Genomic DNA, 25,225 nt, shown 5'->3' with positions numbered 1-25,225 from the left:
AACTCAGACCAGACCGGCCCCCCTCAGCCGCACGGCGGGCGCCACCGTCACGGGGCGTTCCGTCGGCAGGTCGATGGTCAGGCCTTCGTTTGTCTGGCGGAAGGGCAGGGCGGCCCCGCCCAGCAGTTCGACCGCCTCGACCTGGCCGGCCGGAGGCTTCAGCGTCGGAATGACCATCCGTGCGTCCTCGGGCCAGTCCAAAGCGAAGGCGTACAGGGTCCGATCTTTCGTGGTGAAGCGGATGTCCCGGCCCGTCCACGGCCGCGCCGCGCCCTCGCCGTGCATACCCGCGACCACCGTCGTCGGCCCCTCGCCATAGATGCGCCAGGGCCGGGTGTCGAAGATGGCCTCGCCATTGACCTTCATCCAGGCGGCGATGTCGGTCAGGATCCGGCGCTCGTCGCTGTCGATGGAGCCGTCGCCGCGCTGCGGGATGTTCAGCATCAGATTGCCGTTCTTCGACACCACATCGACCAGGCGCTGGATCACGCTGTGGGCCGGCACATAGGAATGGCTGGTGTAGCGGGCGCGGTTGTAGTGCCAGTCGCCGATACAGGTATCGGTCTGCCACGGCTCGGGCTTCAGACTGTCTGAAAAGCCGCGCTCTACCGTTTCGACAATGCCCTTGCGCTGGCGCTCGTCCAGGCGCTTGCCGTTCACGACCGGCAGTTCGCCACGCCATTGCAGCGAGGCGTTGTAGTATTCGGCCGTGGCCTCCAGTCCGTATCGACCCAGCGGCAGCTGATAGTTGTCGAAATAGACCATGTCCGGGCGGTACTTGTTGATCAGGTCGCGCTGGCGCGCCACCCAGGACCGGACGAAGGCGGGGTTGTTCGCCGGCGGGGTCTCGATCCACTGGCCGTCGCGGGCGTCGTGCCAGGCGTTCATCCCGGCGATGGAGCCGATCCCTTCCGGCGGGGCGAAGGTCGGGCCGGTGTAGAGCTCCTGCGGGTCCAGCCCCTCCCACCATGTGCCTGCGCCATCGGCCTTGGTCAGGCGGGCGGCGTCGTAGCGGACGCCCTTCATCGGCCCCTCGGCGTCATAGCCATAGGCCGTCTGCCACCAGTGCCAGGCGTGGGCCGCGTGGTTTGACACGGCGAACCTCAGTCCTCGCGCGCGGACAGCCTTTTCCCAGGTCCCGACGATGTCGTGCTTCGGCCCGACCCGCATGACGTTCCAGTCGTGGTGGGCGCTGTCGAACAGGTCGAGATTGTCGTGGTGGTTGGCCATTGACATAATGTAGCGGGCGCCGGCCGCCTGATAGAGATCCAGCAGATCCTCCGGATCCCACTGGTCAGCCTTCCACTGGTCGATGAACTCCATGAAGCCGAAGCGGCTGGGATGGCCGTAAGTCGCGACGTGGTGGTCGTAGAACGGGTTGCCCTGGATATACATCTGGCGGCCGTACCAGTCGCCGAACTCGGGCACGCACTGAGGCCCCCAGTGGGACCAGATGCCGAACTTGGCGTCGCGGAACCAGTCGGGCGTCTGATAGCCTTCAATCAGACTGTCCCAGGTCGGGTTGAACGGCCCCGGCGTGATCTGGCCCCAATTCGTCCGGCCCGGCGTCGTGGCGCAGGCGCCCAGAATCGAGGCCCCCAGCATCGAGGCCGAGGCGCCGGCGCCCAGAAGTCCGCGTCGCGACAGGGTCATGCCGGTTCTCCATAGACGATGCCGCGTCCGTCGGTCGCCACATAGACGCGGCCGGGGATGCGGGGATCACCGGCAATGGCCCGGAACCGGCGACCGTATTCGTGGCGCTCGTCATTGATTCGCGACCATGACCGGCCCCGATCGTCGGAGCGGAAGACGCCGAGCACCGAACCGCGCGTGCCGATGGCGAACAAAGTCGGCCCGGCGGCGCCCGGCGGCGGCCTGCCGAAGTCCATCATCCTGACCGCCAGATCGCTGTCGATCCGCTCGAAATTCTGGCCGCCGTCACGGCTGTTGAACAGACCTGCGCGTGAGACCAACCAAAGCTGTCCCTCGTTCCCGGGGGCGGCCTTGAGCGGGAAGGCCTGTTCGCGCCACGTCGGACGATCGCCCGACACATCGGGCAGGCCGCGCGAGGGCACAGGCGCGAAGCTTTCGGCGCCGTCGACACTGACGAACCAGTCGCCGCTGTGAAAATCCAGCGCATAGAAGAGCAGGGGATCCTTGCGGTCCGCCACGGGCTGCAGCAGCGGCGGCAGGCCGCGACAGGTCCGCCATGTCGCGCCCCGATCGCGCGACCAGACCGCCTCGGGCGTCGCCAGGACAAAAGTCGAGCCGTCGGCCGAGACGACGATCCGGGCGTCCCGGTACAGGTCCATTCGCGGATCCTCGGGCGAGGGCGCCGGCCCGCCCGCGGCCGGTCGCGGCCGGCCCAGCGGCGTCCAGCTCAGCCCCGCATCGCCGGACCAGGCCAGGGTCGAGCCGTCATGTCCGCCGGAGCCGACCCCTTCATGCGGAGTGCCGCTGCGCACCACGATATTCGGGGCCGCCCCGGCCCAGTCGATCTGGTTGGTGTTGCCGAACACCGGGGTGATGAACTGCCGCGACGGCGACCGGTCCAGATCCTCGTGGGCGAAACCGGAGATGTCGCCGAACCCGCTGAGCAGGGGCGGACCGACGGCGGCGCTGGTCAGGGTGATCACCGCCGTCTGTTCAATGCCCTCGACCCAGGGCTTCCACAGGGTCGGCGCCCCGCGATCGGCGGCCTTCAGATCGTCGGTCGCATAGAGGGTCGCGCCCGTCGCATAGACAGCCCGACCGCCGTTGAACGGATCTATGGCCAGGGCGGCGATCCACCAGCCGAAATCGGGCTCGGCATTGCCCCAGTACAGGAAGGGCGTCGCTGAGACGTCCCGGCGCGACGTTTCGCGCAAGCTGGTCCAGCTGAGGCCGTCGTCGGTCGTCCGCCAGAGGGTGTCGCCCGGCTCCCAGCGGTTCAGGGTGGATACGAGCACAGTCCCGGGCGCTTCGGGGTCCACGGCCACCCCCATGAAGCCGCTGGCCCGACCTTCGGCGGGGCGGGGCGGGGAGATATCGGCCAGGACGTCGCCGCTGCGGCTGTCCAGCCGGGTCACGGCGCCGTTCGTCACCCCGTTGGGACCGACCCCCTCGCACCAGGTGACATAAAGGACGCCCCGGTCGTAGATCGCCGCCTTGACCGGGGACAGACCGGCCGGACCGCCCTCCAGCCTGCGCCAGCTGCCGCCCGCGTCGTCGGAGCGGTACAGGCCCTGACCCTCGTCGTCCGCGACCCCGACGAACAGGGTCGGGGTGGCCGCGCCGCGACGTCCAGAAGCCGGGTCGAAGATCGCAAAGGAAAGTCCCGGATGGGTGGGCTGGTCCAGGCGCGCGCCCTGTCCCGCAACGGGGAAGCCGGCGACCGTTCGCCAGCTCGCCCCCTTGTCGGCGGAGCGCTGCAGCCCGTCATGGCGCGAAGCGAAATAGAGGATGCGGTTGTCATTCGGGTCGACGGCCAGACGTTCACCCAGCCCCCGGCCATCCTCATTGCCGCCCATGGGAAAGGGGACGGGGGTGGCCGCCCATGTGTCGCCCCGGTCGCCGGAGCGCAGGATGGCCGCCTCGCCGCCTCGATGCATGCCGACCGCCGCATAGACGACATCCGCCTCGAGCGGATCCGGCGCGATGCTCTCCACCCCCATATAGCTGGAGACCGGGTTCTGGTCCTGAAGGGGGATCCACCGGCCTGTGGCGGGATCGGTGCGGTAGGCGCCGCCCATGTCGGACCGCAGATAGGCCAGTCCCGGGACGACCCGGCTGAACATCACGCCCGGGACGAAGCCGCCGCCTCCGACGACCACGTTTTTCCAGCGGTAGGGCAGGGCGTCGGGGGTTGCGCCGCGCGCCGCCCCGGGCAGGCCGCAGGTTCCGGCGGCGGTGAGCGCCAGCCGGCCCAGGGTGCGTCGTGTCAGTCGTGGCCTCATGGCGATCTTCCCCCAAGCGACCCCCGAGACGGTTGCTCCGTCGTCTGATAGCGCTAACAAACTGATTGACAAGATTGCCACTGGCGGATCAAGTTGCATAGGTGAAATGACGGCTCCGCCCTGTCCTCCCCGGCGGATGTCGGAATTTCACGTCGAACCCGACCGAACTGTCGGCGCCGCCCGTCAAGGGCAGCGCCGGCCTTTTCGCCGACCCGTCTCCGGGAGGATGTATGATGATCCAGCTCCGCCGTCGTTTTGACCTTCGCATTGCCGTGTCGCTGACCGCGATGATGGGGGCGGTCTCGATGGGCGCCTCGGCCTGTGCGCATGGTTCTGGCCGGCCGGATCCGGTCAATCATGTGGCGCCGGCCGCCTCGATCGTGACGGACGCCAGTCGCGCCCATCCGGACCTGTGGCCAGACGCCGCCTCGCCCGCCGCCCTGACGGACGCCGCCACCGAGGCCAGGGTCACGCAGCTGATGGCCCGGATGTCGCTGGAGGAGAAGGTCGGGCAGCTGATCCAGGCCGATATCAGCGCCATCAGGCCCGAGGATCTGCTGACCTATCCGCTGGGCTCGATTCTGGCCGGCGGCAACTCCTCGCCCGGCGGCGACGAGCGGGCATCGGCTGGAGCCTGGGTCGAACTGGCGCGGGCGTTCCGCGCGGCCAACGCCCGCCGCGGCGGGACTGTCATCCCGCTGATCTATGGCATCGACGCCGTGCACGGCCACAACAACGTCGTCGGCGCGACCATCTTCCCGCACAATATCGGCCTGGGGGCCGCACGCGATCCGGACCTGATCCGGCGCATCGGTCAGGCGACGGCGCTGGAAGTCGCAGTGACCGGGGCCGACTGGACCTTCGGGCCGACCCTGGCCGTACCGCGCGACGACCGCTGGGGCCGGGCGTATGAAGGCTATGCCGAACATCCCGAGGTGGCGCAGGCCTATGCCGGCCCGATGACCCTGGGCCTGCAGGGCCGGCTGTCGGCCGACGCCCCGCTCGCGCCCGGCCATATCGCCGGGTCGGCCAAACACTTCCTCGCCGACGGCGGCACGACCGGGGGCAAGGACCAGGGCGATTTCGCCGGGTCCGAACAGGCGCTGATCGCCACCCACCTGTCGGGTTACACCCAGGCCATCGATGCCGGCGTCCTGTCGATCATGGCCAGCTTCTCCAGCTGGAACGGCGTCAAACACTCCGGCAACGAGACCATCCTGAACGATGTCCTGCGCGGACCGCTGGGCTTCGAGGGCTTTGTGGTGTCCGACTGGAACGCGCATGGCCAGCTGCCCGGCTGCTCGAACGAAAGCTGCGCCCTGGCCGTCAACGCCGGGATCGACATGCTGATGGCGCCCGACAGCTGGAAGCCGCTGTACGAAAACACCCTGGCCCAGGCGCGGTCCGGAGAGATCCCGGCCGCGCGGCTGGATGAGGCCGTGCGCCGCATCCTGCGCGCCAAGATCAAGGGCGGGGTGTTCGCGACGGAACGCCCCTATGAGGGCCGGTTTGAGCTTCTCGGCTCGGCCGATCATCGCGCCCTGGCCCGGGAGGCGGTGCGCAAGTCGCTGGTGTTGCTCAAGAACGAGGGCGGAATCCTGCCGATCCGGGCCGGCGCCCGGGTGCTGGTGGCCGGCGCCGCCGATGACATCGGCCAGGCCTCGGGCGGCTGGACCATCACCTGGCAGGGCACCGGCAACCGCCGCGCCGACTTTCCCAATGGCGAGTCGATCTGGGAGGGGTTGAAAGCGGCCATCGAGAATGGCGGCGGTCAGGCGGCCCTGAGTCCCGAGGGCCGCTTTGACCAGAAGCCCGATGTGGCCATCGTCGTTTTCGGCGAGACTCCCTATGCGGAATTCCAGGGCGATGTGGACACGCTGGACTACCGGCCGGGCGAGCCGCTTGAAGTGCTGCGCCGGCTGAAGGCCGCCGGGGTGCCGACGGTCTCGGTCTTCCTGTCGGGCCGCCCGCTGTGGACCAATCCCGAGATCAATTCCTCGGACGCCTTCGTCGCCGCCTGGCTGCCGGGTTCGGAGGGCGGAGGGGTCGCCGATGTGCTGGTGGGCAATGCCGCCGGCGGGCCGCGCCATGACTTCACCGGGCGGCTGTCCTTCAGCTGGCCCAAGGACGCCAAGGGTGAGCCTCTGAACGTCGGCCAGCCCGGCTATGATCCCCAATTCGCCTATGGCTATGGCCTGGCCTACGCCCGGCCGGCTTCGGTCGGCCGCCTTTCGGAAGAGAGCGGCGTCGTCGAGGTCGCCTCGAGCGTCGATCGCTATTTCGTCGATGGCCGCTTCATCGCCCCCTGGTCGCTGATGCTGCGCGATTCGGGTGGAGAGTTCCGTCTGGGTCTGGAGGCTCAGGGCCGGTCGCCGCGCGGCGGGGTCAGCGCCCGGTCGGGCGACGGCCGGGCCCAGGAATCCGCGCGGGTCCTGACTTTTGATTCACCCGCCGGCCAGACGGCCCATGCCCTGATCGCCGCCGCCCCGGTCGATCTGACCCGCCAGACCAATGGCGAGATGGCGATCAGCTTCGGCTATCGCGTCGATGCACGGCCGGACGAGAAGGTGCTTCTGACCCTGGGCGCGGGATCGGTCGATATCACCTCGATCCTCGCGGCTGCCCCGGTGGGCGAATGGCGCACGCTGAAGGTCCGGCTCTCCTGCCTGCGGGACCGGGGCGCGGTCACCGGCGCGGTGGATCAGCCCTGGGGGCTGCAGTCGACCGGCCATCTGACCGTCGCTGTCGAGGACATCCGGCTGGCCTCCAACGAGGGCGACGCGGTCTGCCCGGCGGGGTGAGGACGCTCGCCGCCTCGCGACGGGATGCGGCTCCCGCATGAGGCCAGACGGTGTCCGCGACGGCGGAGCTGCGGCTGGACCAGCCGGGCGCGACCTTTTGCGCCGGAGGTCTATGGCCAGGTCATGGAGCAGCCGGGGACCGGTATTGACGGCGGCGTCCGGGTCGGCGAAGGGCGGACGCGCCCGATACGCGCGGGTTCCGCAATGACGTGGGGGCGGTGATGGCGCGCGCGATTTCCGGACGTATCCTGACCGGCGCGGCGATGGACGCCAGCAAAACACCGTCGATGCGCCGGAGCGGGTCCGGCCCGCTGGCTATGCCGGGGCGCGCGCTGTGGGCGGCCGCCCGACGGCGCGACTCCCCGTCCGGTCGCTGGTCGTCCTGGCGGTCAGGACCGGGGGATAGCCGCGCCATTGGCGACGGCGACGCCCGATGGGTCGATGCTGGATTAAACATCGTAACCGGACGGAGTTTCGTGAAAGCGATATTATAACTTCATCCGTCCGACGGGTAATCGTCACAGTACGGCGCGGACTGCGTCACACAGAAGCCCTAGTCATGCCGTCGGGCAGGTGGGGACGTTGATACGTCGCAAGCGGGGCATGAGGCCTCCATCCTGTCGTGAAATCGATCCAGACACGGTGGACATGATGACCGGCTTTCGACTGACAACCCTTCTCACGGTCGCCACCAGCGCCCTGATACTCGCGGCCTGCGGCTCCGCCGAGGTGGCCTCGCCCGGCGAAGGCGACTTCGGCAACGGCGGCACGACCCCGACCCCCCCGACGACCCCGACCACGCCGACCCCCGGCACGCCCGCCTCGGATTGCCCGACCGGCTTCGCCAACGTCGGCCTGATCTCGAACGGCACCCTGCGCATCTGCCAGCTGCCGCAACAGATCACCGGCGCCCTGAACGTGCCGCTTCGCGCCGGCACCATCTATTCGATCAGCGGCCGCACCGAAGTCGGCAGCGATCGCGGCATTGATCCGGCCGCGCCGATCGCCGGCAGCCAGCAGGGCATCCTGACCGTCGAGCCCGGCGTCAAGGTCTTCGCCTCGGGCGGCGGCGACTATCTGATCATCAACCGCGGGTCGCAGATCTTCGCCGAAGGCACCGCGACCCAGCCGATCGTCTTCACCAGCCGCCAGAACATCGAAGGCACGACCACCGAGACCTCGCAGGGTCAATGGGGCGGTCTGGTCATCGCCGGCCGCGCGCCGCAGGCCAACTGCCAGCTGACCGCCCCGGTGACCTGCACCGGCCAGGTTGAAGGCACCTCGGCCTTCTACGGCGGCAACACCCCGGCCGACAACTCGGGCCGTATCCGCTACGTCCAGATCAAGTTCTCGGGCTTTGAAATCTCCACCGGCAACGAACTGCAGGGCCTGACCATGGCCGGCGTCGGCTCGGGCACCACGGTCGAGTTCGTCCAGATCCACAACTCTTCGGATGACGGCATCGAAATCTTCGGCGGCAACGTCAACCTGAAGCGCATCGTCATCACCGGCGCCGACGACGACGGTCTGGACACCGACACCGGCTGGCGCGGTGGCGCCCAGTTCGGCATCGTGACCCAGCGTCCGCCGAACTCCACCAGCCGTTCGGCCGGTTTCGAGTTCTCGTCCGCCCCGGCCGCCACGCCGCTGGCCTCGCGCTACATCTCGCAGCCGAAGATCGCCAACTTCACCCTGGTTGGCCGCAACGCCCCGATCAACGCCCACACCGTCGCTCACTTCGACACGGGTACGAAGCCGACGATCATCAACTCGGTGTTCACCAGCGCCGCAGGCTCGGCTGCGGGTTGCCTCGACATCGCCGACGCCGACACCCAGACGTCGGGTCCGGTGTTCACCTCGGTGTTCATGTCGTGCGGCATCTCCTACCGTTCGAACAACGCCACCCGCTCGGCGGCGGTCTTCACGGCCGGCGCCAACAATACGGCCGCCGGCACCTCGACCCTGACGGCTCCGGCCTCCGGAACGTCGCTGTCGAACCAGGTGCTGACCTTCATCAACGGCGCCAACGAGACGGCGGTCACCCCGACCAACGCCCCGGCCGTCTACAGCTGGTTCACCTCCACCACCTACATCGGCGCCGTGCAGAACGCCTCCGACACCTGGTGGCAGGGCTGGACCTGCGGCCTGACCGCCGGCGCGACCTGCTGATCGCGAAACAGGGGGCGGTGGTCATTCGGACCGCCGCCCCGCCTTCGCCCGTAATGTCTGCTCCTTCGAGGCCCCGATCATGAAGACCCTCACCCTGACCCTGACCGGGGTCTTGCTGGCGACCACCGCCCTTGTCGCGCCCAATCTTGCCATGGCGCAGGATCAGGCCGCGCCCCCTGCCGCGATGGAGCAGGAACAGCCTGCCGAAGAACAGACGGACGTCGTTGACGAGATCGTCGTCCTTGGCCGCTACATCCCCGAACCCAACCGTGAGAGCTCCGAGGTCGCGGCCTTCCTGACGTCGGAAGACCTGGAACGGACCGGCGATTCGAACGCCGCCGCCGCCCTCGTGCGCGTCACCGGCCTGTCGATCGTCGAGGGCCGCTTCATCTATGTGCGTGGTCTGGGCGAGCGGTATTCGTCGGCCATGCTGAACGGTTCGCCGCTGCCGAGCCCCGAGCCGCTGCAACGGGTTGTGCCGCTGGACCTGTTCCCGTCCAACATCCTTGAGAGCGTCACCGTCCAGAAGACCTATTCGTCCAACTTCCCGGGCGAGTTCGGCGGCGGCGTGGTCGATCTGCGCACCATCGACGCCCCCAATGAGCCGTTCTTCAACATGAGCGTCTCTCTGGGCGGCGACAGCGAGACGACCGGCAAGGAAGGCCTGATCTACTACGGATCGCGGACCGACTTCACCGGCTTCGACGACGGCACCCGCGACATCCCCGGCCCGCTGGCCCTGGCCTTCGGGACCGGCAAGCGCGTGACCACCGGTCAGGACTTCACGGCCAACGAAATCCAGAACATCGGCCACTCCCTGGTCAACTCGCCGCTGCGCCTGCTCCAGAAGGAGACGATCCCGGTCGAGTACGGCTTCAGCATTTCCGGCGGGACGTCGTCCGAGACGCCGCTCGGCACCCTGGGCGTGATCGCCGTCGTCGGCCATGACAATGGCTGGAGCAACCGTCATGCGGTTCAGCAGGAAGCGAATTTCGAGGGCAACGTCCTCGTCCCGACCAGCAACTATCGGGTGGTCTCGAACCAGAACGACGTCCGGTCCAACCTGCTGGCCGCCGTGTCGCTGTCCAATGTCGACCACGAGGTGAAGTGGACGAACTTCTACGTTCGCAACACCACCAAGGAAGCCCGTTCTGAGGTCGGCTTCGACCAGCAGGCCGGCAACGTCCTCCGCAAGGACTATACGGAATGGTTCGAGCGGACGCTGTTCTCCACCCAGCTGGCCGGCGAACATCATTTCATGGACGGGTCGCTGGAGCTGGACTGGCGCGCCGCCTATTCGACGACCGAACGCAACTCGCCTTACGAGACCCGGTTCGAATACGGCCTCAACGCCGCCAACAACTTCATCCACCGCGACAGCAACCTGATCTCCTTCAGCGAGCTGACCGACGACATCGTGTCGGGCGGGGTGGACCTGACCTACCGCCTGGCCCTGTCCGATGCGCGTGAGGCCAAGTTCACCATCGGCGGCGCGTCGTTCGACAACACCCGCGACGCCCAGCGCCGCGACCTGACGCTGCGCGCCGTAGGCTCGCTGACGGACTCTCAGCGCCAGTCGCGCGTCGACTTCCTCTATTCGGACTTCAACCTGAACCCGAACTCGATCGAACTGCGTGAAGTCACCGGCGGCAACGGTGCGGCCGCCTATGACGCCCAGCTTCAGGTCAATGCGATCTATGCCCAGGTCGACGCCGAGATCCTGCCCCTGGTCAGCACGACCATCGGCGTGCGCTTCGAGGACGGTGAGCAGACGGTCACGACCCGCGACCTGTTCGGTTCGACGGCGCCGTTCGCCCCGACCCGGATCGAGGAGCAGTATTACCTGCCCTCGTTCACCGCGACCTGGAACTTCTACGAGGACATGCAGCTGCGTCTCGGCGCCTCGCAGACGATCGGCCGTCCGCAGTTCCGCGAGCTGGCGCCGCAGTCCTACACAGACCCGGAAAGCAACCGCACCTTCTTCGGCAACCCGTATCTGGTCGATACGGAGATCCTGAACCTTGACGCGCGCTATGAGTGGTTCTTCGCCCGCCAGCAGTATGTGACGGCCGGCGTCTTCTTCAAGGAACTGGACAAGCCGGTCGAGTCGACGATCGTCCTTCAGGGCGACACGCGTCAGCAGTCCTACCTGAACGCTCCGAAGGCCACGATCATCGGTGCGGAGCTGGAAGCCAAGAAGTTCTTCGAATACCCCGACAACGGCATGGCCTTCATCGCCAACAAGCGCTGGCTGGTCCAGGCCAACTACACCTACTCGAAGTCCGAGGTGCAGGTCGGTAAAGACGACACGGTGCTGAGCCTCGGCGGCGGCGGGGCGCCTGAACGCGCCTCCTTCTTCATCGAGGACGGCAGCCGTCTGCAGGGCCAGTCCGAGCACGTCGCCAACCTGCAACTGGGCTGGGAAGACGATACGGCCCGGTCGCAGGCGACCTTCATCGTGAACTATGTCTCGGAGCGCACCACGGCGCGGGGCGCCGGCAGCGCCGGCAACCGCGAACCCGACTATGTCCAGGATCCGGGCGTCTTCCTCGACTTCGTCTACCGCAAGGAGTTCGCGGTCGGGTCGCGCGATCTGGGCTTCTCGCTGGAGCTGCGTAACCTGCTCCAGACCGGGTTCGACGAGTATCAGGAACTGGGCAACAAGATCCTGATCAACAACTACGACATCGGTTCGAGCGCCTCGGTCAGCCTGAGCGCCAAGTTCTGAAGTCCGGCCTCCGGATGACGAAAGGGCGGCCCCTCGCAGGGCCGCCCTTTTGCTTTGCGGACGGAAGGTTGACACCGCCCGGGATCGGGGCAAGGCGTGAGCGGTCCCTGTCGGGGGCGCGAGCCTGCTGGAGACACTGAAACTATGCGGCATCCGGGCGTCATCACAGCAGCTCTGGTCCTGACGCTGGCGGCGGTCGAAGCCTCGGCCGCGCCGCTGGATCACGCCGCCGTCGACGCGGCGCCGCAGCGCTATGTCATGACCCTGCCTCAGACCCCGGTGGCCGAGGTTGCGGAGGAGGTTCTGGGCCAGACCCTGGGCCTGCCGGTCACCGTCGACCCGCGGGTCGACACTCAGATGACCTTCCGGGTCGACGGCCTCTATTCGCCCCGGGCCCTGGCGCGCGAGTTTGGCTATCAGCTCTGGAACGTCGACGTGGCCCTGATCGAGGATCGGTCCAACGCCCTGGTGCTGATCCCGGCCTCCGCCCTGCCAGAGGCCGTGGCCAACGGCGCCGAGGTGGTCTCGCCCCTGGCGCTGAAGGCGGCGAGCGCGCCGACGGCCCGGGCCTCGGGCGCCGCGCCGCGCAAACCCATCGTCTATGGCGACCGGCGAGGGATTGCAGAGGGATGGCCGGTGGTTCTGGCCCTCCTCGCTGGCTGGATCGGCGGGCTTCTGACGCCGCGCGCGCGTGAAGCTGTCCGCGCCTGGCGTCGGCGACGTGCCGCCGCCCCGACCGTGCTGATGATCGACGACGGCCTCGCCGCCCTGCCGGTCGACGACGGAGCCGGGGCAGGGGATTCCTATGTCATCGAGATCGACTTCCGGGCCAGGTCCCGCTGAAGCGGGCGGGCCCGCGCGGCGCGCCTCAGAAAATCCCTTCGACCTCGGGCTGCAGCCGGGGCTGTTCGATCGCGTCACGCGTCGGCGGCAGGGCCCGGACCGTCTCGGCGGCCCTGAGCCGCTGATAGCGATCCTCGGCATTGCGCCGCACATCCTCGGCGCTGCGCAGGATGGTGGGTCGGAGGAAGATGAACAGGGTGCGGCGGGTCTGGCTGTCGCGCCGGGCGCGGAACAGGCCGCCAATGCCCGGAAGATCGCCCAGCCCCGGCACCTTGCTGTCGCCCGTCTGACGGTCGTCGGTGATCAGTCCGCCCAGGACGATGGTCTGGCCGTCGTCGGCGAGGACCGTGGTCTGGATGCTGCGGCGATTGGTGACCAGATCGGCGGCCCCGGCGATATTGCCGTTGACCAGCGAAGACACCTCCTGACTGACTTCCAGCCGGACGACGTCGCCATCGTGGACGCGGGGCGTGACCCTGAGGGTGACGCCGACATCCTCACGCGAGATGGTGGTGAAGGGGTTCAGGGTATTGCCCTCGGTCGCAAACGACCCGGTGCGGAACGGCACGTTCTGGCCGACGACGATCTCGGCCTCCTGATTGTCCAGCACGGTGACGCTGGGTGTGGACAGCAGGTTGGCGCTGGTGGTGCGCGACAGGGCCTGAAGCAGGACGCCGAAATCGCCCTTGCTGCCGGCCGCCAGATTGAGCCCCTCCGCCAGAGCCGCGCCGCCGGGCACCGCAAGCGTGGTCAGGATGGTCGACAGGGGCGTGCCCGAGTTGGCGAACGACGTCCCGCCGATGACGCCCTCAGCCGGCACCGCCCCGCCTGCGGCCAGCTGGATGCCCAGTTGCTCGCCCAGATCGCCGGTGATCTCCACGATCGCGGCCTCGATGGTGACCTGCGGCCTGCGGATGTCGAGCTCGGTGATCAGGTCGTTCAGCATCTGGACCGTCGCCGGGGCCCCGCGCATGACCACGGCGTTCAGCTCGCTGGCCGACTGGACCGTGACGTCGCCCAATGAAAAGCCGCGTGGACTGGCCGACTCTCCGCTGGTCGAGGCGGTCGCGGCGGCCGGGGTCGCCGCGCCCGCCCCGGCCTCGCGACCGGCGGTGCTGAGGCTGGCCAGACCGGTCTGGCGCAGACTGCGGCTCACAGGGTTGGTGGCCGAGGGTTCGGCGCCCATCAGGCCGCGAATGATCTCGACCACATTCTCGGCATCGGCATTCCTGAGCCGGACCACGCGCGTGGTCGGCGAGGCGCCGCCTGGCCGGTCAAGGGCCGCGACGATATTGCGGGCCTGGGCGATGTCGTCGCTTTCCCCCCGCACAAGCACCGTATTGCTGCGCACATCAGCCGTGACGCGGGCGCCGCCGACCTCCTGACCCAGCAGGGCCGTGATGGCGGACGCCACCTCTTCAGCCGAGGCGTGTTGCAGCGGCAGGTTGACGAAGCTGGAGCCGCCGCCGCTGTCCAGCGACTGGGCCAGAAGCTGCACCCTCCGCACATTGTCGGCATAGTCGGTGACGACAATGGCGTTGGGCTCGGTCACTGCCTCCACATTGCCGAAACTGTTGACCAGAGGGCGCAGGGCGCGAACGGCCTGATCGGAGGGCAGGTTGCGCAGGCGGATCAGGCGTGTGACCACCTGCTGGCTGGAGCCGGAGCCGCCGTCGGCCGCCGCGCCGTTCTGGACCACGGTGGCCTGGGGCACGATCCGCCAGACATTGCCGCTGCGTACGGCGGCGAACCCATAGGTCCGCAACACCGACAGGAACAGGTCCCAGACGCCGCTGGACGACAGGGGCTGGGCCGAAACCACCGTGACGACGCCCGTGACATTGGGGTCCAGAACCAGGGTGCGGCCGGTCAGCCGCGAAATCTGGTCGGCTACCTCGCGGATGTCGACCCCGCGCATGTTGACGACCACGTCGCCGGAGCCGGAGGCGGTCGCCTGGCTGAAGCCGGCGGCGGGAGGGGCGGCCATGACCAGGGCGATCAGGCTGGCCGTGCACAGTCGGGTGATGCGGTTCACGGGTAACGCCTATCTGAGGGGAAAGGTGAGGGTGAGGGAGCGGCCGCCGCGTACGACCTCTACACGGGCGCTGCCGGCTGCGACCGCCCGCTCGATCAACTGCTGGTCGGACGCGACGTCGCCGACGGACCGGCCGTTCAGGCTGCGGATCAGATCGCCGGCCTGGAGTCCGGCGCGCCGCATCTGGGCGGACGGCTCGGGACCGACGCGATAGCCGTCCGACGTCGCCGCCAGACCGGCGCCCGCCAGGGCGGCGGCGGCATTGGCCGCGCCGGACGGACCCGATGCCGCAGGCCGCGCCGCAACGCCAGGGCCGGCCGCAAGCGGGTCTGCGATGGCGGTCGGCGCCGGAGCCGGCGGGGGCGCGACGGCCGGGGCGGATTGAACCGGAGGCGTCCCGCCGGACGCCGCGGGCGCCCCGGCGGCGACCGGCAGGGCAGGGAAGGCGAGAACCTCGCGGCGGCCGCCGACATTCAGGATGACCCGATCCATCTCGATGGCGTCGATGGCGGCGGAGCCGACGACGGTCTGGCCGACGCCAAAGACCTGTCCGGCGCCGCCGCCTGAAGAGATCAGGGCCGAGGAGAGGGACGGATCGGCAGAATAGATGACGCCTTTCAGCACCAGTCCCAGGGACGAGGCCGGGAGGTTGTCGGAACCGCCGCTGCCGCCAAACGGACTGAGGGCCAGGATAGAGGTCAGGCTGCCGGAGCCTCCACCCAGCGGCGCCAGTGCGTCCGGCGTGGCGATCCGGTCGCGCCCGTCGTCCCAGCCGACCAGTCGCCAGGTCAGATGGGCGAGAGCGACGCCTGCCGAGGCCACGACCACGGTCGTCACGAGCCGGGTCCAGAAGACGGGGGAGGTGAACAGGTCACGCCTCATATCGCGGCCCCCGTGTCGATGAAGCCGTTCAGGCGGGCGAAGACATCCGGTCGTCCGGTGCGCGACACGGCGATCTCGACAGCCACCAGGTCGGGATCGTCCGTGGGGCGACGCTGGATGTCCACAGTCCAGTCCCGGCCCATCATGGCGACCTCGGTCCGGTCGGCGGCCGCATCGGCCAGGGTGAGTTCCGCCAGACGGTTCTCGGCGATCCACTGGGCGGCGACCCGGTCTTCCAGCCCGCCGACACTGTCGATATGGGCGCGGGTGGCGAGCAGCAGGGCGGTTGAGGCCACGGCCAGAACGAACAGGGCGACCATCGCCTCCATCAGGGAATAGCCGTGGCGGGCGGGCGAACGGGGGCTCATCCGGCGGCTCCCGCAGGCGAAACGGCGGCGACCTCGGCATTCAGACCGTCGAAACGCACGCTCCAGACCCGCGCCCCCTTGCGGAAGGCGAAGTCGATCGCCGGGGCGGCGCTGTCCGGATCGATGAGGGCCGTCGGGTCGCCCTCGGGCCCGGTCATCCGGACGCCAGCCGCCAGGTCGTGCCGCTCGCTGAGGGCGTCGGTCAGATCCTCGCCGCCCTGGAAGGCATAGCCCCGGGGGCTCCAGACAAGGGACAGCGGACGTCCGGCCACCAGCACGTCGTCCGAGGCCAGTCTCAGCCGGTCGGCGAAGCGATTGGCCTCGATCTGTACGGCGGTGTCGCGATCCATCCCCCCGAGACCCAGGACAACAGCGCCGGACGCGATGCCGACGATCACCAGAACGATCAGGATCTCCATCAGGGTCATGCCCTGACGTCGGGCGCGGCGCGCCTGGCTGTCGATCCGGGCGTCCCCCGTCGCCATGACTATCTGGACCGGTCGGTCAGATCGGCGTCGAGTTCCTCGCCGCCGGGCTTGCCGTCCTTGCCGTAGGACATCAGGTCGAACCGGCCGGTCTGGCCCGGGCTGCGATAGACATAGGGCCGGTTCCAGGGATCGACGGGCAGTTCCGGCAGATAGCCGTCGCCGGACCAGTTGACCGGGGCGGGCGGCGCGGTCGGGCGGGTCACGAGGGCGGCAAGGCCCTGTTCGGTCGTCGGATAGTCGCCGTTGTCGAGCCGGTACATCCGCAGGGCGGCGGAAATGGTCTTCAGGTCGGTCTTGGCCACGGTGACGCGGGCCTCGTCGGGGCGGCCGATCACATTGGGAACGATCAGAACAGCCACCAGGGCGATGATGGCCAGGACCACGATCATTTCGACCAGGGTCAGGCCTTTACGTTGAGATCGTCGGCGATCCGTCGCATTCGACATATATGTGTCGTCACCAGCCGGCCGGGAGGCGCGGCCGAAGACCCGCCCACCCTGAGGAAAGAGCCAGATGCAAGCGGCTGATTTCGCCGAAGAAAAAAATCGGGTGTCCATCACGGCTTCAGGTTTGTGGCGATTGACGGCGGACGGGGTCGCGCCCATCGACCGCTCCTACGTCGGTCCTGCGACAGTTTTGGCTCCGAACGAAGACATTCTTGTTGTGGTGGTCGACCTGCCGTTTGCGACGCGACGGCAGCGTGAGACCGCAGCGCCCTTTGCGGTCGAGGGTCTTATAGGCGAACCGCTGGATCAGGTCCATGTCGCCCTGGGTATGGAGATCGCCGAGCGGCGGCATCTGTGCGGCATTGTCCGCAACGATGTCATGGCCCGTTGGGTCGCGATTCTGGACGAGGCGGGTCTGGGCCACAGCATTCTGACGCCCGACGCCCTGATGGCCTCGATGCCGCCGGAGGCATGGTGGCGGGTGGTGATGGACGGGGCGCGCGCCCTCGTGCGGGCCGGCGACGGGACCGGGTTCGCCATCGAGGCCGCGCTTTTGCCCATGGCCTGGGAGGCGGCGGGTCGCCCGCGTGTGTTGACCTCTGGCGAGACCCTGCCGGGGGATCTGGGCGAAGCGATGCGCGAGGGTCTGGAGGATATGACCTTTGACCTGCCCGCCTCGCGGGAGCCCGTCATGGTCGTGCCGCCTCTGGATCTGCGACAGGGCGTCTATGCGGCGGTGCGCCGGGGGACCCTGTCGCCCGGCCGGACCCTCGGATGGGTGGTCGGCGTGGGACTTGCGGCCCATCTGGCGATCCTGTCGGTCGACACCCTGGCCCTGCATCTGTCGGCGGGTCGGGCCGAAGCCGGGGTCCGCAGCCTTCTGGCCGAACGGGCGCCGGGCTCTGAGGCCGCCGCAGACCTGACGGCGGAGGTCGACCGTATCGCGCCCCGCGGGAGCGGCGCCGAGGGACCCCTGACGACGGTGCTGGGTCGGGCCTCGCAGGCCCTTAGGGGCCAGGGCCTGGCCTTCCGCTCTATCGGCTATGCCGAAGGCGAGCCCCTGCAGGTGGCGGTGACGGCGCCGGATGCTGCGACGCTGGAACGCAGCGTCGAGGCCTTGAGACAGACGGGTCTGACAGCCGATGCGCGGCTGGATCCCGTGGCGGACGGCGCGGCGGACGCCGGGGGCGTGAACGCGGCTCTCGCCATCAACACGGTCGGAGGCGTCCGATGACCTTCACATCCCCCCGCCTGTCCGCCCCGCCGGTCCTGCGCGCCGCCTCGGCCTGGCTGGACGCCCGGTCGCGGCGAGAACGGGTCATGATCCTTGGTCTGGGCGTCCTCGCCGTGGTCGCCGTGCTCTGGTACGGGCTCGCCCTGCCGTTGATGCGGGCGCGCGAGTCCGCGACCCTGCGGATCGAGACGGCCGCCGAACTGTCCTCCCGCCTCCGGGCGACTCCGGCGGCGGCGGGGGCGCCGGGGGTCGCGCCGCTGGAGGGCGCGCTGACGGATGTCGTGGCCCGACGGGCCGAGGCCGCCGGTCTGGCGCTCACCCGGGTGGAGCCCGATACGGCGGGCGAAGGCGCCAGCATCCTGATCGACAATGCCCGATACGACGCCGTCATGCCCTTTGTCGCCGCCCTGGAAGGCGCGGACGGGGCCGAGATCCGGCACCTGGGCGTCGAGAGCGCGGGTCAGCCCGGGATGGTGCGGATGCAGATGCGGATCGTGCGGCCATGAGCGATGTGCGGATCGACGATCTGACAGTGCCGGAGACCCCGGCCCGGCCCTCGCTCCCCTACGGCTATGCCCGGCGTCACGGAGTGATGCTGGAGGCCGGGACCGGGAGCGCGGTCTGCGTCCACCGGCGTTCGGCGCCCCTGTCCATCCTGCTGGAGGTCCGTCGACTGGCCGGCGGCGGCCTGGTCTATCGCGCTGTGGATGACGAGGCCTTCGACGCCCTGTTGCGCGAACAGACGGGCGGCGAGGCGGGGTCGGCCGCCGACATCGCGGCCAGCAGCGAAGACCTGTCGGCCCTGGCCGAGGACGCCGCGGCGATCGACGACCTGCTGGACAGCCGCGACGACGCCCCTGTGGTCCGGCTGATCAACGCCATCCTGCTGGAGGCCATCCGCGAGGGGGCGTCCGACATCCATATCGAGGCCGAGGAGCGGCGGCTGGTCGTGCGTTTCCGCCTCGATGGCGTGCTGCGCGAGGTCCTTTCGCCGCCGCGCGCCCTGGCCCCGCTGCTGGTCAGCCGGATCAAGGTGATGGCCCATCTGGACATCGCCGAGAAACGCGTGCCGCACGACGGTCGCGTGACGCTGAGGATCGGCGGCATGGACGTCGACGTCCGGGTCTCGACCATTCCGACCCAGCACGGCGAACGGGTAGTGCTGCGTCTGCTGGACCGGGGCGCGACCGGGCTGGATCTGATGCAGCTGGGGATGAGCGCCCGCGATCTGGAGGTGTTCGAACGGATGATCCGTCGTCCGCACGGGATCATCCTGGTCACCGGCCCGACCGGCTCGGGCAAGACCACCACCCTGTACGCCGCCCTGACCCGGCTGAACGACCGCAAGCGCAACATCATGACGGTCGAGGATCCGATCGAATATGCGCTGGACGGCGTCGGCCAGATGCAGGTCAATTCGCGCATCGACCTGACCTTCGCGCGGGGCCTGCGGGCCATCCTGCGTCAGGATCCCGATGTCATCATGGTCGGCGAAATCCGCGATCACGAGACGGCGGAGGTGGCCGTGCGCTCCAGCATGACCGGCCACCTGGTCCTGTCCACCCTGCACACCAACTCGGCCATCGGCAGCGTCACCCGGCTGATCGACATGGGGGTGGAGCGCTATCTGCTGGCGCCGATGCTGACCGGACTGATCGCCCAGAGACTGGTGCGGCGGCTGTGCCCGGATTGTCGTCGCGAGGATGTCGCCACCGCCGCCGATGCCGAACTGACCGGCGGGGCGATCGCCGTCGGGTCGCGGGTGTTCCGCGCCGTGGGCTGTGCCCAGTGCCGCCACGACGGCTATCGCGGCCGGGCGGCCCTGTATGAGGTGGTCGAGGTCGATCCCCGCCTCCAGTCCATGGTCCATGACGGCCTGTCGGAGGCCGAGATCACCCGCCATGCGCGCACCCTGGGGCCCGGCATTCTGGAAGACGGGGTCGCCAAGGCGGCGGCGGGGCTGACGACGGTGCAGGAGATCGCGCGCGTCATCCATGAGGACGGCTGACCATGGCGCTTTATGCCTATCAGGCCGTCGATGCGGACGGCCGGACGACACAGGGCGCCGTCGAGGCCGGCAATGACGCCTCGGCCCGTGGCATCGTGCGTGACATGGGTCTGCTGCCGGTCCAGGTGACCCTGCAGCCGCGCGCCGGCGAACGCCGTGTCGCGTCGTTCGGTCGATTGTCCCTGCCCACATTCGGGGTCGGGCGAGTGTCGGCCAAGAGTCTGGCGGCGGCGACGCGTCAACTCTCGACCATGATCAGCAGCGGCATCCGCATCGAGGAGGCGGTCCGCGTCGTCGGCGCCGAACACGCCTCGCAGCCCATCGGGCCGATCCTGATGGACGTGGCCGCGTCCATCGTCGAGGGCCGCAGCCTGGCCGCCTCGCTGGAACGCCACCCGCGCACCTTCCCCGAGTTCTACCGCGCCTCCATCGCCGCCGGGGAACAGTCCGGCAAACTGGCCGAGGTTCTGGCCCATCTGACCGACTTCGTCGCGGCGCGGGAGCGGACGGCGCGCAAGATCCAGCTGGCCCTGCTGTATCCAGCCCTTCTGGCTGTGGTCTCAATGGTGATGATCACGCTTTTGATGATCTATGTGGTGCCGGACATCGTGAAGGTGTTCGTGTCGCGCGGCGCGGCCCTGCCGTTCCTGACCCGGGCCCTGATCGCGGTGTCGAAGGGTCTGCAGACGTTCGGCCTGCCGGGCCTGATCGCGCTCGGCGTCGCCGGTGTCGCGCTGAATCGCTGGCTGGCCGTGCCGTCGGTGGCGCGGCGGTTCGCGCAGCTGCGTCTGACCACCCCGCCGCTGGGCGGATTTGTGCGCCAGCTGAACGCCGGGCGGTTCGCGGCCAGTCTGGCGACCCTGGTCCGCAGCGACGTGCCCCTGGTCGAGGCCCTGAAGGCGGCGGCGGCGGTGACGCCCAACCTCTATGTGCGCGAGCGGGCCCTGTTCGTGGCCCAGAGGGTGCGTGAGGGCTCCAGCCTGCGTCGCGCCATGACCGAGGCCGATGTCTTTCCCCGCCTGTTGCTGGCCGTGGTCGCCAGCGGCGAGCAGAGCGGGCAGCTGGGGCAGGGGCTGGAACGCGCTGCTGCTGATCTGGAACAGGAGCTGGAGGGTCTGGTCGCCGCCATCGTCGCCCTGGTCGAGCCGGCGGTGCTGCTGGTGATGGGCGGCATGGTGCTGTTGATGGTGCTGGCCATCCTGATGCCGATCGTCAATCTGAACAATCTGGCCGGACTGTGAGGCCGGGGTGAGCGGGTCGGGCTACAGGGTGGTGTCCAGAGACATCGGAACGACGCCGGGCAACAGGCCCTGGGCGGCCGGATCCACGGTCAGCCGCAGCGCCTTGTTGCGGGCCAGGGTCGTCTCGGCCAGCCGACCGCCGTCCGGTCCGCTGACGATCACGGAACTGCCGTCCGCCCCCGATCCCAGCTGCGCCTTCAGCGGCCCCACCGACGAGGCCGGGCCGCCGCCGGCGGGCGAACAGGTCGCCGGCCCGCTCGAGACCAGACCGGCGCCCCTGGCCCCGCCGAGCGGCGCCAGGTTTTCCGCCTCGATCCGCATCACGCCGTCGCAGGCGAAGGGCAGGGCCGGGACGGTGGCGTTCAACAGCCGGAGCGAAGCCTGTCCCCCGGCCGTGCGCACGACCGGTCCTGTCAGCCGGGCGTCGAGCCGGGCGCGGATCAGGGTGTCGGGACCGGTGACCTGTGTATCGGCCACCCCTGCCAGCGAGATCAGGGACGTGAGCGGACGGGCCTTCCAGCCCAGGGCGAAACCCGGGTCCAGGGCGACCTGGCCGTTCCAGACGGTGCCGACTGCATCGCGCCGGCTGCCGGTGAGCGTTTCGGCGGGCAGGAAGGCGATCAGGCCGAGCGCATACGCCGCCAGCCCCGTCGCGGCCATGACGACCCGCCAGCGCGAGACGCGTACGAACAGGCGCTCGAACTGAAATGCGCCGTCATGCCGCCCGTCCCCGCTGCGAGACCGCCAGACCTGAAACATCGTGCATGCCCTTGTACTGCGCCGGATCAGCGATGCCGCAAATGCCGCAGGGCCGCAACCGGATCGAAGACAACATCCCTACCCGGGGGATGCGTCGGTCGCGCGACGGCTTTACCCTGGTGGAGGTCATCGTCGCCCTGGCCCTGTTCGCCCTGATCGGCGTGGCCGGATTCAGCATGTTGTCGGGCGTGTTGCAGACGCAGGAACAAACCGACGGCCGGCTGGGCCGGCTGGCCGAGATCCAGAGGGCCGTGTTTGTGATCACCACCGATCTGGATCAGCTCGGCAGCCAGATCGATGGCGGCCCCGAGGTTCTGGTCTTCCAGAAGATCGACGCGGCAGGCCAGCCGATCGTGGTGCGCTACGAGTTGCTGGACGCGGGTCTGGTCCGTACCCTGTCCGGCGTCCGGAGCGAACGCAGCCAGTTGATCCTGCGCGGGGTCCAGTCCCTGGGCTGGACCTATTTCCGGCGGGGGGAGGGCTGGTCGAATATGGCTGCGCCGCAGACGGCCCCGCCGCCAGCCTCGCAGCCGGTCCCGGCGCTTCCCGCCGTCCCCGCTGCGCCGCCGCCGCCGCCGGTGTCCGCCGTGGCGATGGACATGACCCTGGCCGGGGTGGACGGGAGGGCCGTCAACCTGCGCCGTGTGGTGGTTGTGCCCGAGGTTCAGCCATGACGGCAGGCGGGACCGACCGGCCGAGGAGGTCGAAGCACGACCGTGCGGGCATGATCCTGCTCAACGTCCTGATCCTGGTGGCGATCGCCGCCGCCGCTGTGACGGTGATGATCGCCAGCGAGGATATCGAGGTCCAGCGCACCATCCGTCTGAACGACGCGGGTCAGGCCCAGGCGCTGGCGCGCGCCGGGGAACTGTCCGCCGTTGTCGCCCTTCGGCGGGATGGCCTCTCCGCGCCCGACCACGACGCCTACAATGAGCCCTGGGCGGCCATCGGCCAGCAGTCCATCGCCGTTCCGCGCGGCCGGTTCGCCCTCGCGGTCGCCGATGAACAGGCGCGCTTCAACATCAACAGTCTGATGAAGGACGACGCGGTGGTGGCGTCCCGGTTCAGGCGGGTCGCGGCGGCGGCCGGACTGTCGGAAGATTCGCTGGTGGCCGTCGCGGCCCTGGTCCAGCTGGTCGGCCCACTGCGAAACGAGGGCCTGTTGCATACGGTCGGGGTATCACCCGGGGAGGTGGCGCGGCTGGCGCCACTCGTCGCCTATCTTCCGCCTGAGGCGACCCTGAACCTGAACACGGCCGACGAGCGTCTTCTGAGCCTGTTCATCGACAATCCCGCGTCGGTCCGCGCGTTTCTGAACGTGCGCTCACGCCAGGGCCGGGTGACCGATGCCGATCTGGCGAGGCTCGGCCTGAGCGGCATCGGCGGATTCACCTCGAACCACTTCAGCCTGACCACGACGGTCCGGGTGGGAGACGTCACCCAGGTCACCCATAGCCGGATCACCCGGCGGACGGACGCCGCCGGGGTGCATGTCTCGGTCACGGCGCGTCGGCGCACGGCGTCCTAGACCATCGGTCGAGGGCCGATCCGGAGGTCCGATGTCGCTTCAGCCCGCTCGCCAGGCCGCCGGACTCAGACCAGTTTCGGCGCCGTCAGCCCGTCGGCTGTCCGCTGGACGCGGGCCGTTTTCGTGACGGCCGTCGTATAGGGTTTGGCGGTGATGGTGGAGACGCCGATCAGTTCGGCCCGGGCCTCCGCCGGCGTCAGGGTCAGCAGGATATAGCCCTTGCTGGTCTGGTCGCAGTGAACCACTTCGGCGTTGGTCGCCGCCAGGGCGTCGCCGAGGGGGAAGGGGCGAATGGCGTCGCCCGGCGAAGGGCTGGAGATGGAGGTCGCGCCGAACTCCACAGCGCGGCGCTGACCGTCCGCGTCCTTGAGGTCGTTGACCCAGAAGGCATGGCTGTCGCCGGCCAGAACGATCGGCTGGACGCGGGCTTCCTTGAACAGTCGGTACAGGCGCTCGCGCGCGACAGGATAGCCGTCCCAGGCGTCGAGGTTGAACGGCAGCCCCAGGCGGAACAGTTCGATCGACAGGGCGACATCCTGTTGCACCTCGGCCGGCAGACTGGCGATCATTCCCTGGATCGCTTCGGGCGGCATCATGGCCGCCACGTTCGGCCCGGCGACACGGGCCATGACCACCTGGTTGCCCAGCACCTGCCACGGCCGTCCGGCCTCGTGCGAGCCGCGAAGTTCGCCGAACAGCCAGGACCGTTGGTCCCCGTCCAGCAGGTCGCGGGCTGGATCGCGCCGTTTCGACTGGAAGGCCGCCACATCAGGAACCGGCTTGCCGTCCGGCCCGGCTGTGAACGTCAGATCCCTAGCGTAATCCAGCTGCTCGGTCCGGCCCTGCAACCGGGTCTCGACCATGATCAGACTGGCCAGGTCGCCGAAGTGGAAAGTGCGTTGAATGGCCTCCTTCAGCGCGCCGGCCTGGGGCTCGCGGATCGGCATCCATTCGTAATAGGCCCTGAGGGCCGCCGCCTTCCGTGCGCTGTAGTCGCCCTCGGTTTCCGACTGGTGGTTCTCGGCGCCGGCGTTCCAGGCGTCATTGGCCACCTCGTGGTCGTCCCAGACGCAGATGAAGGGCGCACGGGCATGGGCGGCCTGAAGATCCGGGTCGGACTTGTACTGGGCGTGACGCAGACGATAGTCGTCGAGGCTGACAATCTCGTGCGGCGGCTGGGGCAGGCGGCTCAGCCGGGCGCCGGTCGCCATGCCGTAGTCATCGGGTTCGGCCCCATATTCATAGATGTAGTCGCCGAGGTGGACGATGGCGTCCAGTCGCTCCAGCTTCGAGACGGCGTCCCAGGCGTTGAACAGGCCGCCCGGATAGAGCTGGCACGATGCGACGGCCAGGACGACGTCGGCCGTCGCCCCGGCAGGCAGGGTGCGGGTCCGTCCTTCGGGCGACCGGGCCTCGCCCGAGCGGAAGTCGAACCGGTAGTCGCGACCGGCGGCCAGGCCGGAGGCCACGACCTTGATAGTGAAGTCGCGGTCTGCCGTGGCCTCGACGCGGCCCGAGGCCACGACCGTTTCCCCATTCAACGGCCGAATGCGCCAGATCACCGGGACCGGCGCCGTCGACCCGGCCGCCGGGGTCACCCGCGTCCACAGCACCACGCTGTCGGCATGGGGATCGCCCGAGGCCACGCCATGTTCGAAAGCCACGCCCGCAGCGGCGATCGCCGGAGTGGCCGCGACGGTCGTCGCCGCACCGACGCCGAAGGACTTGAGCAGACTACGACGGTCGAGGGTCATGGTTCG

19 protein-coding genes are annotated in these 25,225 nt (G+C 69.1%); 10 read left to right on the top strand and 9 right to left on the bottom strand.

Annotation, left to right across the window (positions count from 1 at the left end; translation table 11 throughout):
* Positions 1–3: 3 nt before the first annotated feature.
* A complete protein-coding gene (locus tag ACW17W_RS11750; protein WP_492077078.1) occupies positions 4–1,653 on the bottom strand; it encodes an alpha-L-fucosidase in 1,650 nt (549 codons plus the stop codon).
* Positions 1,650–3,935 carry a hypothetical protein gene (locus ACW17W_RS11745; RefSeq protein ID WP_492077077.1) on the bottom strand — a complete coding sequence of 762 codons (2,286 nt, stop codon included), beginning with the start codon at positions 3,933–3,935 and terminating at the stop codon, positions 1,650–1,652. The genes ACW17W_RS11750 and ACW17W_RS11745 overlap by 4 nt, the downstream gene beginning before the upstream one ends.
* A 233-nt stretch (positions 3,936–4,168) precedes the next feature.
* On the opposite strand from ACW17W_RS11745, the gene ACW17W_RS11740 reads away from it, so the two are divergent.
* The 4 genes from ACW17W_RS11740 (at position 4,169) to ACW17W_RS11725 (ending at position 12,476) form a co-directional block, all read left to right on the top strand.
* The gene (locus ACW17W_RS11740) at positions 4,169–6,736 is read left to right on the top strand and encodes a glycoside hydrolase family 3 protein (RefSeq protein ID WP_492077076.1); all 2,568 of its coding nucleotides are present in this window, start codon (positions 4,169–4,171) and stop codon (positions 6,734–6,736) included.
* Positions 6,737–7,387: 651 nt separating this feature from the next.
* On the top strand, positions 7,388–8,905 hold the full coding sequence (locus tag ACW17W_RS11735) for a beta-helix domain-containing protein (protein WP_492077075.1): 1,518 nt from the start codon (positions 7,388–7,390) through the stop codon (positions 8,903–8,905).
* A gap of 79 nt (positions 8,906–8,984) precedes the next feature.
* Positions 8,985–11,633: a TonB-dependent receptor domain-containing protein gene (locus tag ACW17W_RS11730; protein ID WP_492077074.1), complete on the top strand. Its 2,649-nt coding sequence runs from the start codon at positions 8,985–8,987 to the stop codon at positions 11,631–11,633.
* Positions 11,634–11,777: 144 nt separating this feature from the next.
* Entirely contained in the window at positions 11,778–12,476 is a 699-nt protein-coding gene (locus ACW17W_RS11725) for a hypothetical protein (RefSeq protein ID WP_492077073.1), read from the top strand.
* Positions 12,477–12,501: 25 nt separating this feature from the next.
* On the opposite strand, the gene gspD is transcribed toward ACW17W_RS11725, so the two are convergent.
* The 5 genes from gspD to gspG are packed head-to-tail and all read right to left on the bottom strand — an operon-like array spanning position 12,502 to position 16,695.
* Positions 12,502–14,511, bottom strand: coding sequence for a type II secretion system secretin GspD (gene gspD / locus ACW17W_RS11720; RefSeq protein ID WP_492077072.1), 2,010 nt, complete (start codon positions 14,509–14,511; stop codon positions 12,502–12,504).
* A gap of 9 nt (positions 14,512–14,520) precedes the next feature.
* A complete protein-coding gene (locus tag ACW17W_RS11715; RefSeq protein WP_492077071.1) occupies positions 14,521–15,393 on the bottom strand; it encodes a type II secretion system protein N in 873 nt (290 codons plus the stop codon).
* Positions 15,390–15,761 (bottom strand): type II secretion system minor pseudopilin GspI, encoded by a 372-nt coding sequence (gene gspI / locus ACW17W_RS11710; RefSeq protein ID WP_492077070.1) that lies wholly within the window; start codon positions 15,759–15,761, stop codon positions 15,390–15,392. Before gspI ends, ACW17W_RS11715 begins: the two co-directional genes overlap by 4 nt.
* Positions 15,758–16,246, bottom strand: coding sequence for a prepilin-type N-terminal cleavage/methylation domain-containing protein (locus ACW17W_RS11705; protein WP_492077068.1), 489 nt, complete (start codon positions 16,244–16,246; stop codon positions 15,758–15,760). The genes gspI and ACW17W_RS11705 overlap by 4 nt, the downstream gene beginning before the upstream one ends.
* 2 nt (positions 16,247–16,248) lie before the next feature.
* Positions 16,249–16,695 (bottom strand): type II secretion system major pseudopilin GspG, encoded by a 447-nt coding sequence (gene gspG, locus ACW17W_RS11700; protein WP_492077066.1) that lies wholly within the window; start codon positions 16,693–16,695, stop codon positions 16,249–16,251.
* Positions 16,696–16,798: 103 nt separating this feature from the next.
* Between gspG and gspL the strand changes: the two genes are divergently transcribed.
* The 4 genes from gspL to ACW17W_RS11680 are packed head-to-tail and all read left to right on the top strand — an operon-like array spanning position 16,799 to position 21,178.
* On the top strand, positions 16,799–17,929 hold the full coding sequence (gene gspL, locus ACW17W_RS11695) for a type II secretion system protein GspL (RefSeq protein WP_492077065.1): 1,131 nt from the start codon (positions 16,799–16,801) through the stop codon (positions 17,927–17,929).
* The gene (locus tag ACW17W_RS11690) at positions 17,926–18,435 is read left to right on the top strand and encodes a type II secretion system protein M (protein ID WP_492077064.1); all 510 of its coding nucleotides are present in this window, start codon (positions 17,926–17,928) and stop codon (positions 18,433–18,435) included. The genes gspL and ACW17W_RS11690 overlap by 4 nt, the downstream gene beginning before the upstream one ends.
* The gene (gspE, locus tag ACW17W_RS11685; protein ID WP_492077063.1) at positions 18,432–19,937 is read left to right on the top strand and encodes a type II secretion system ATPase GspE; all 1,506 of its coding nucleotides are present in this window, start codon (positions 18,432–18,434) and stop codon (positions 19,935–19,937) included. The genes ACW17W_RS11690 and gspE overlap by 4 nt, the downstream gene beginning before the upstream one ends.
* 2 nt (positions 19,938–19,939) lie before the next feature.
* A complete protein-coding gene (locus ACW17W_RS11680; RefSeq protein WP_492077061.1) occupies positions 19,940–21,178 on the top strand; it encodes a type II secretion system F family protein in 1,239 nt (412 codons plus the stop codon).
* Positions 21,179–21,199: 21 nt separating this feature from the next.
* On the opposite strand, the gene ACW17W_RS11675 is transcribed toward ACW17W_RS11680, so the two are convergent.
* Positions 21,200–21,937 carry a hypothetical protein gene (locus tag ACW17W_RS11675; protein ID WP_492077059.1) on the bottom strand — a complete coding sequence of 246 codons (738 nt, stop codon included), beginning with the start codon at positions 21,935–21,937 and terminating at the stop codon, positions 21,200–21,202.
* 5 nt (positions 21,938–21,942) lie between these two features.
* Here ACW17W_RS11675 and ACW17W_RS11670 point away from each other — a divergent pair, with 5 nt between their 5' ends.
* Positions 21,943–22,611 carry a PulJ/GspJ family protein gene (locus ACW17W_RS11670; RefSeq protein ID WP_492077058.1) on the top strand — a complete coding sequence of 223 codons (669 nt, stop codon included), beginning with the start codon at positions 21,943–21,945 and terminating at the stop codon, positions 22,609–22,611.
* 50 nt (positions 22,612–22,661) lie between these two features.
* Complete coding sequence (locus ACW17W_RS11665) at positions 22,662–23,465, top strand: type II secretion system minor pseudopilin (protein WP_492077057.1); 804 nt, start codon at positions 22,662–22,664, stop codon at positions 23,463–23,465.
* Between the two features lie 65 nt (positions 23,466–23,530).
* Here ACW17W_RS11665 and ACW17W_RS11660 read toward each other — a convergent pair whose 3' ends face one another.
* Complete coding sequence (locus ACW17W_RS11660) at positions 23,531–25,219, bottom strand: alkaline phosphatase D family protein (RefSeq protein ID WP_492077055.1); 1,689 nt, start codon at positions 25,217–25,219, stop codon at positions 23,531–23,533.
* Between the last annotated feature and the right edge of the window lie 6 nt (positions 25,220–25,225).

This window comes from Brevundimonas sp. FV1ye29L (genome assembly GCF_058681095.1).
The sequence above is the reverse complement of the archived record's forward strand: the minus strand, read 5'-3'. Positions and strand labels throughout refer to the sequence as shown.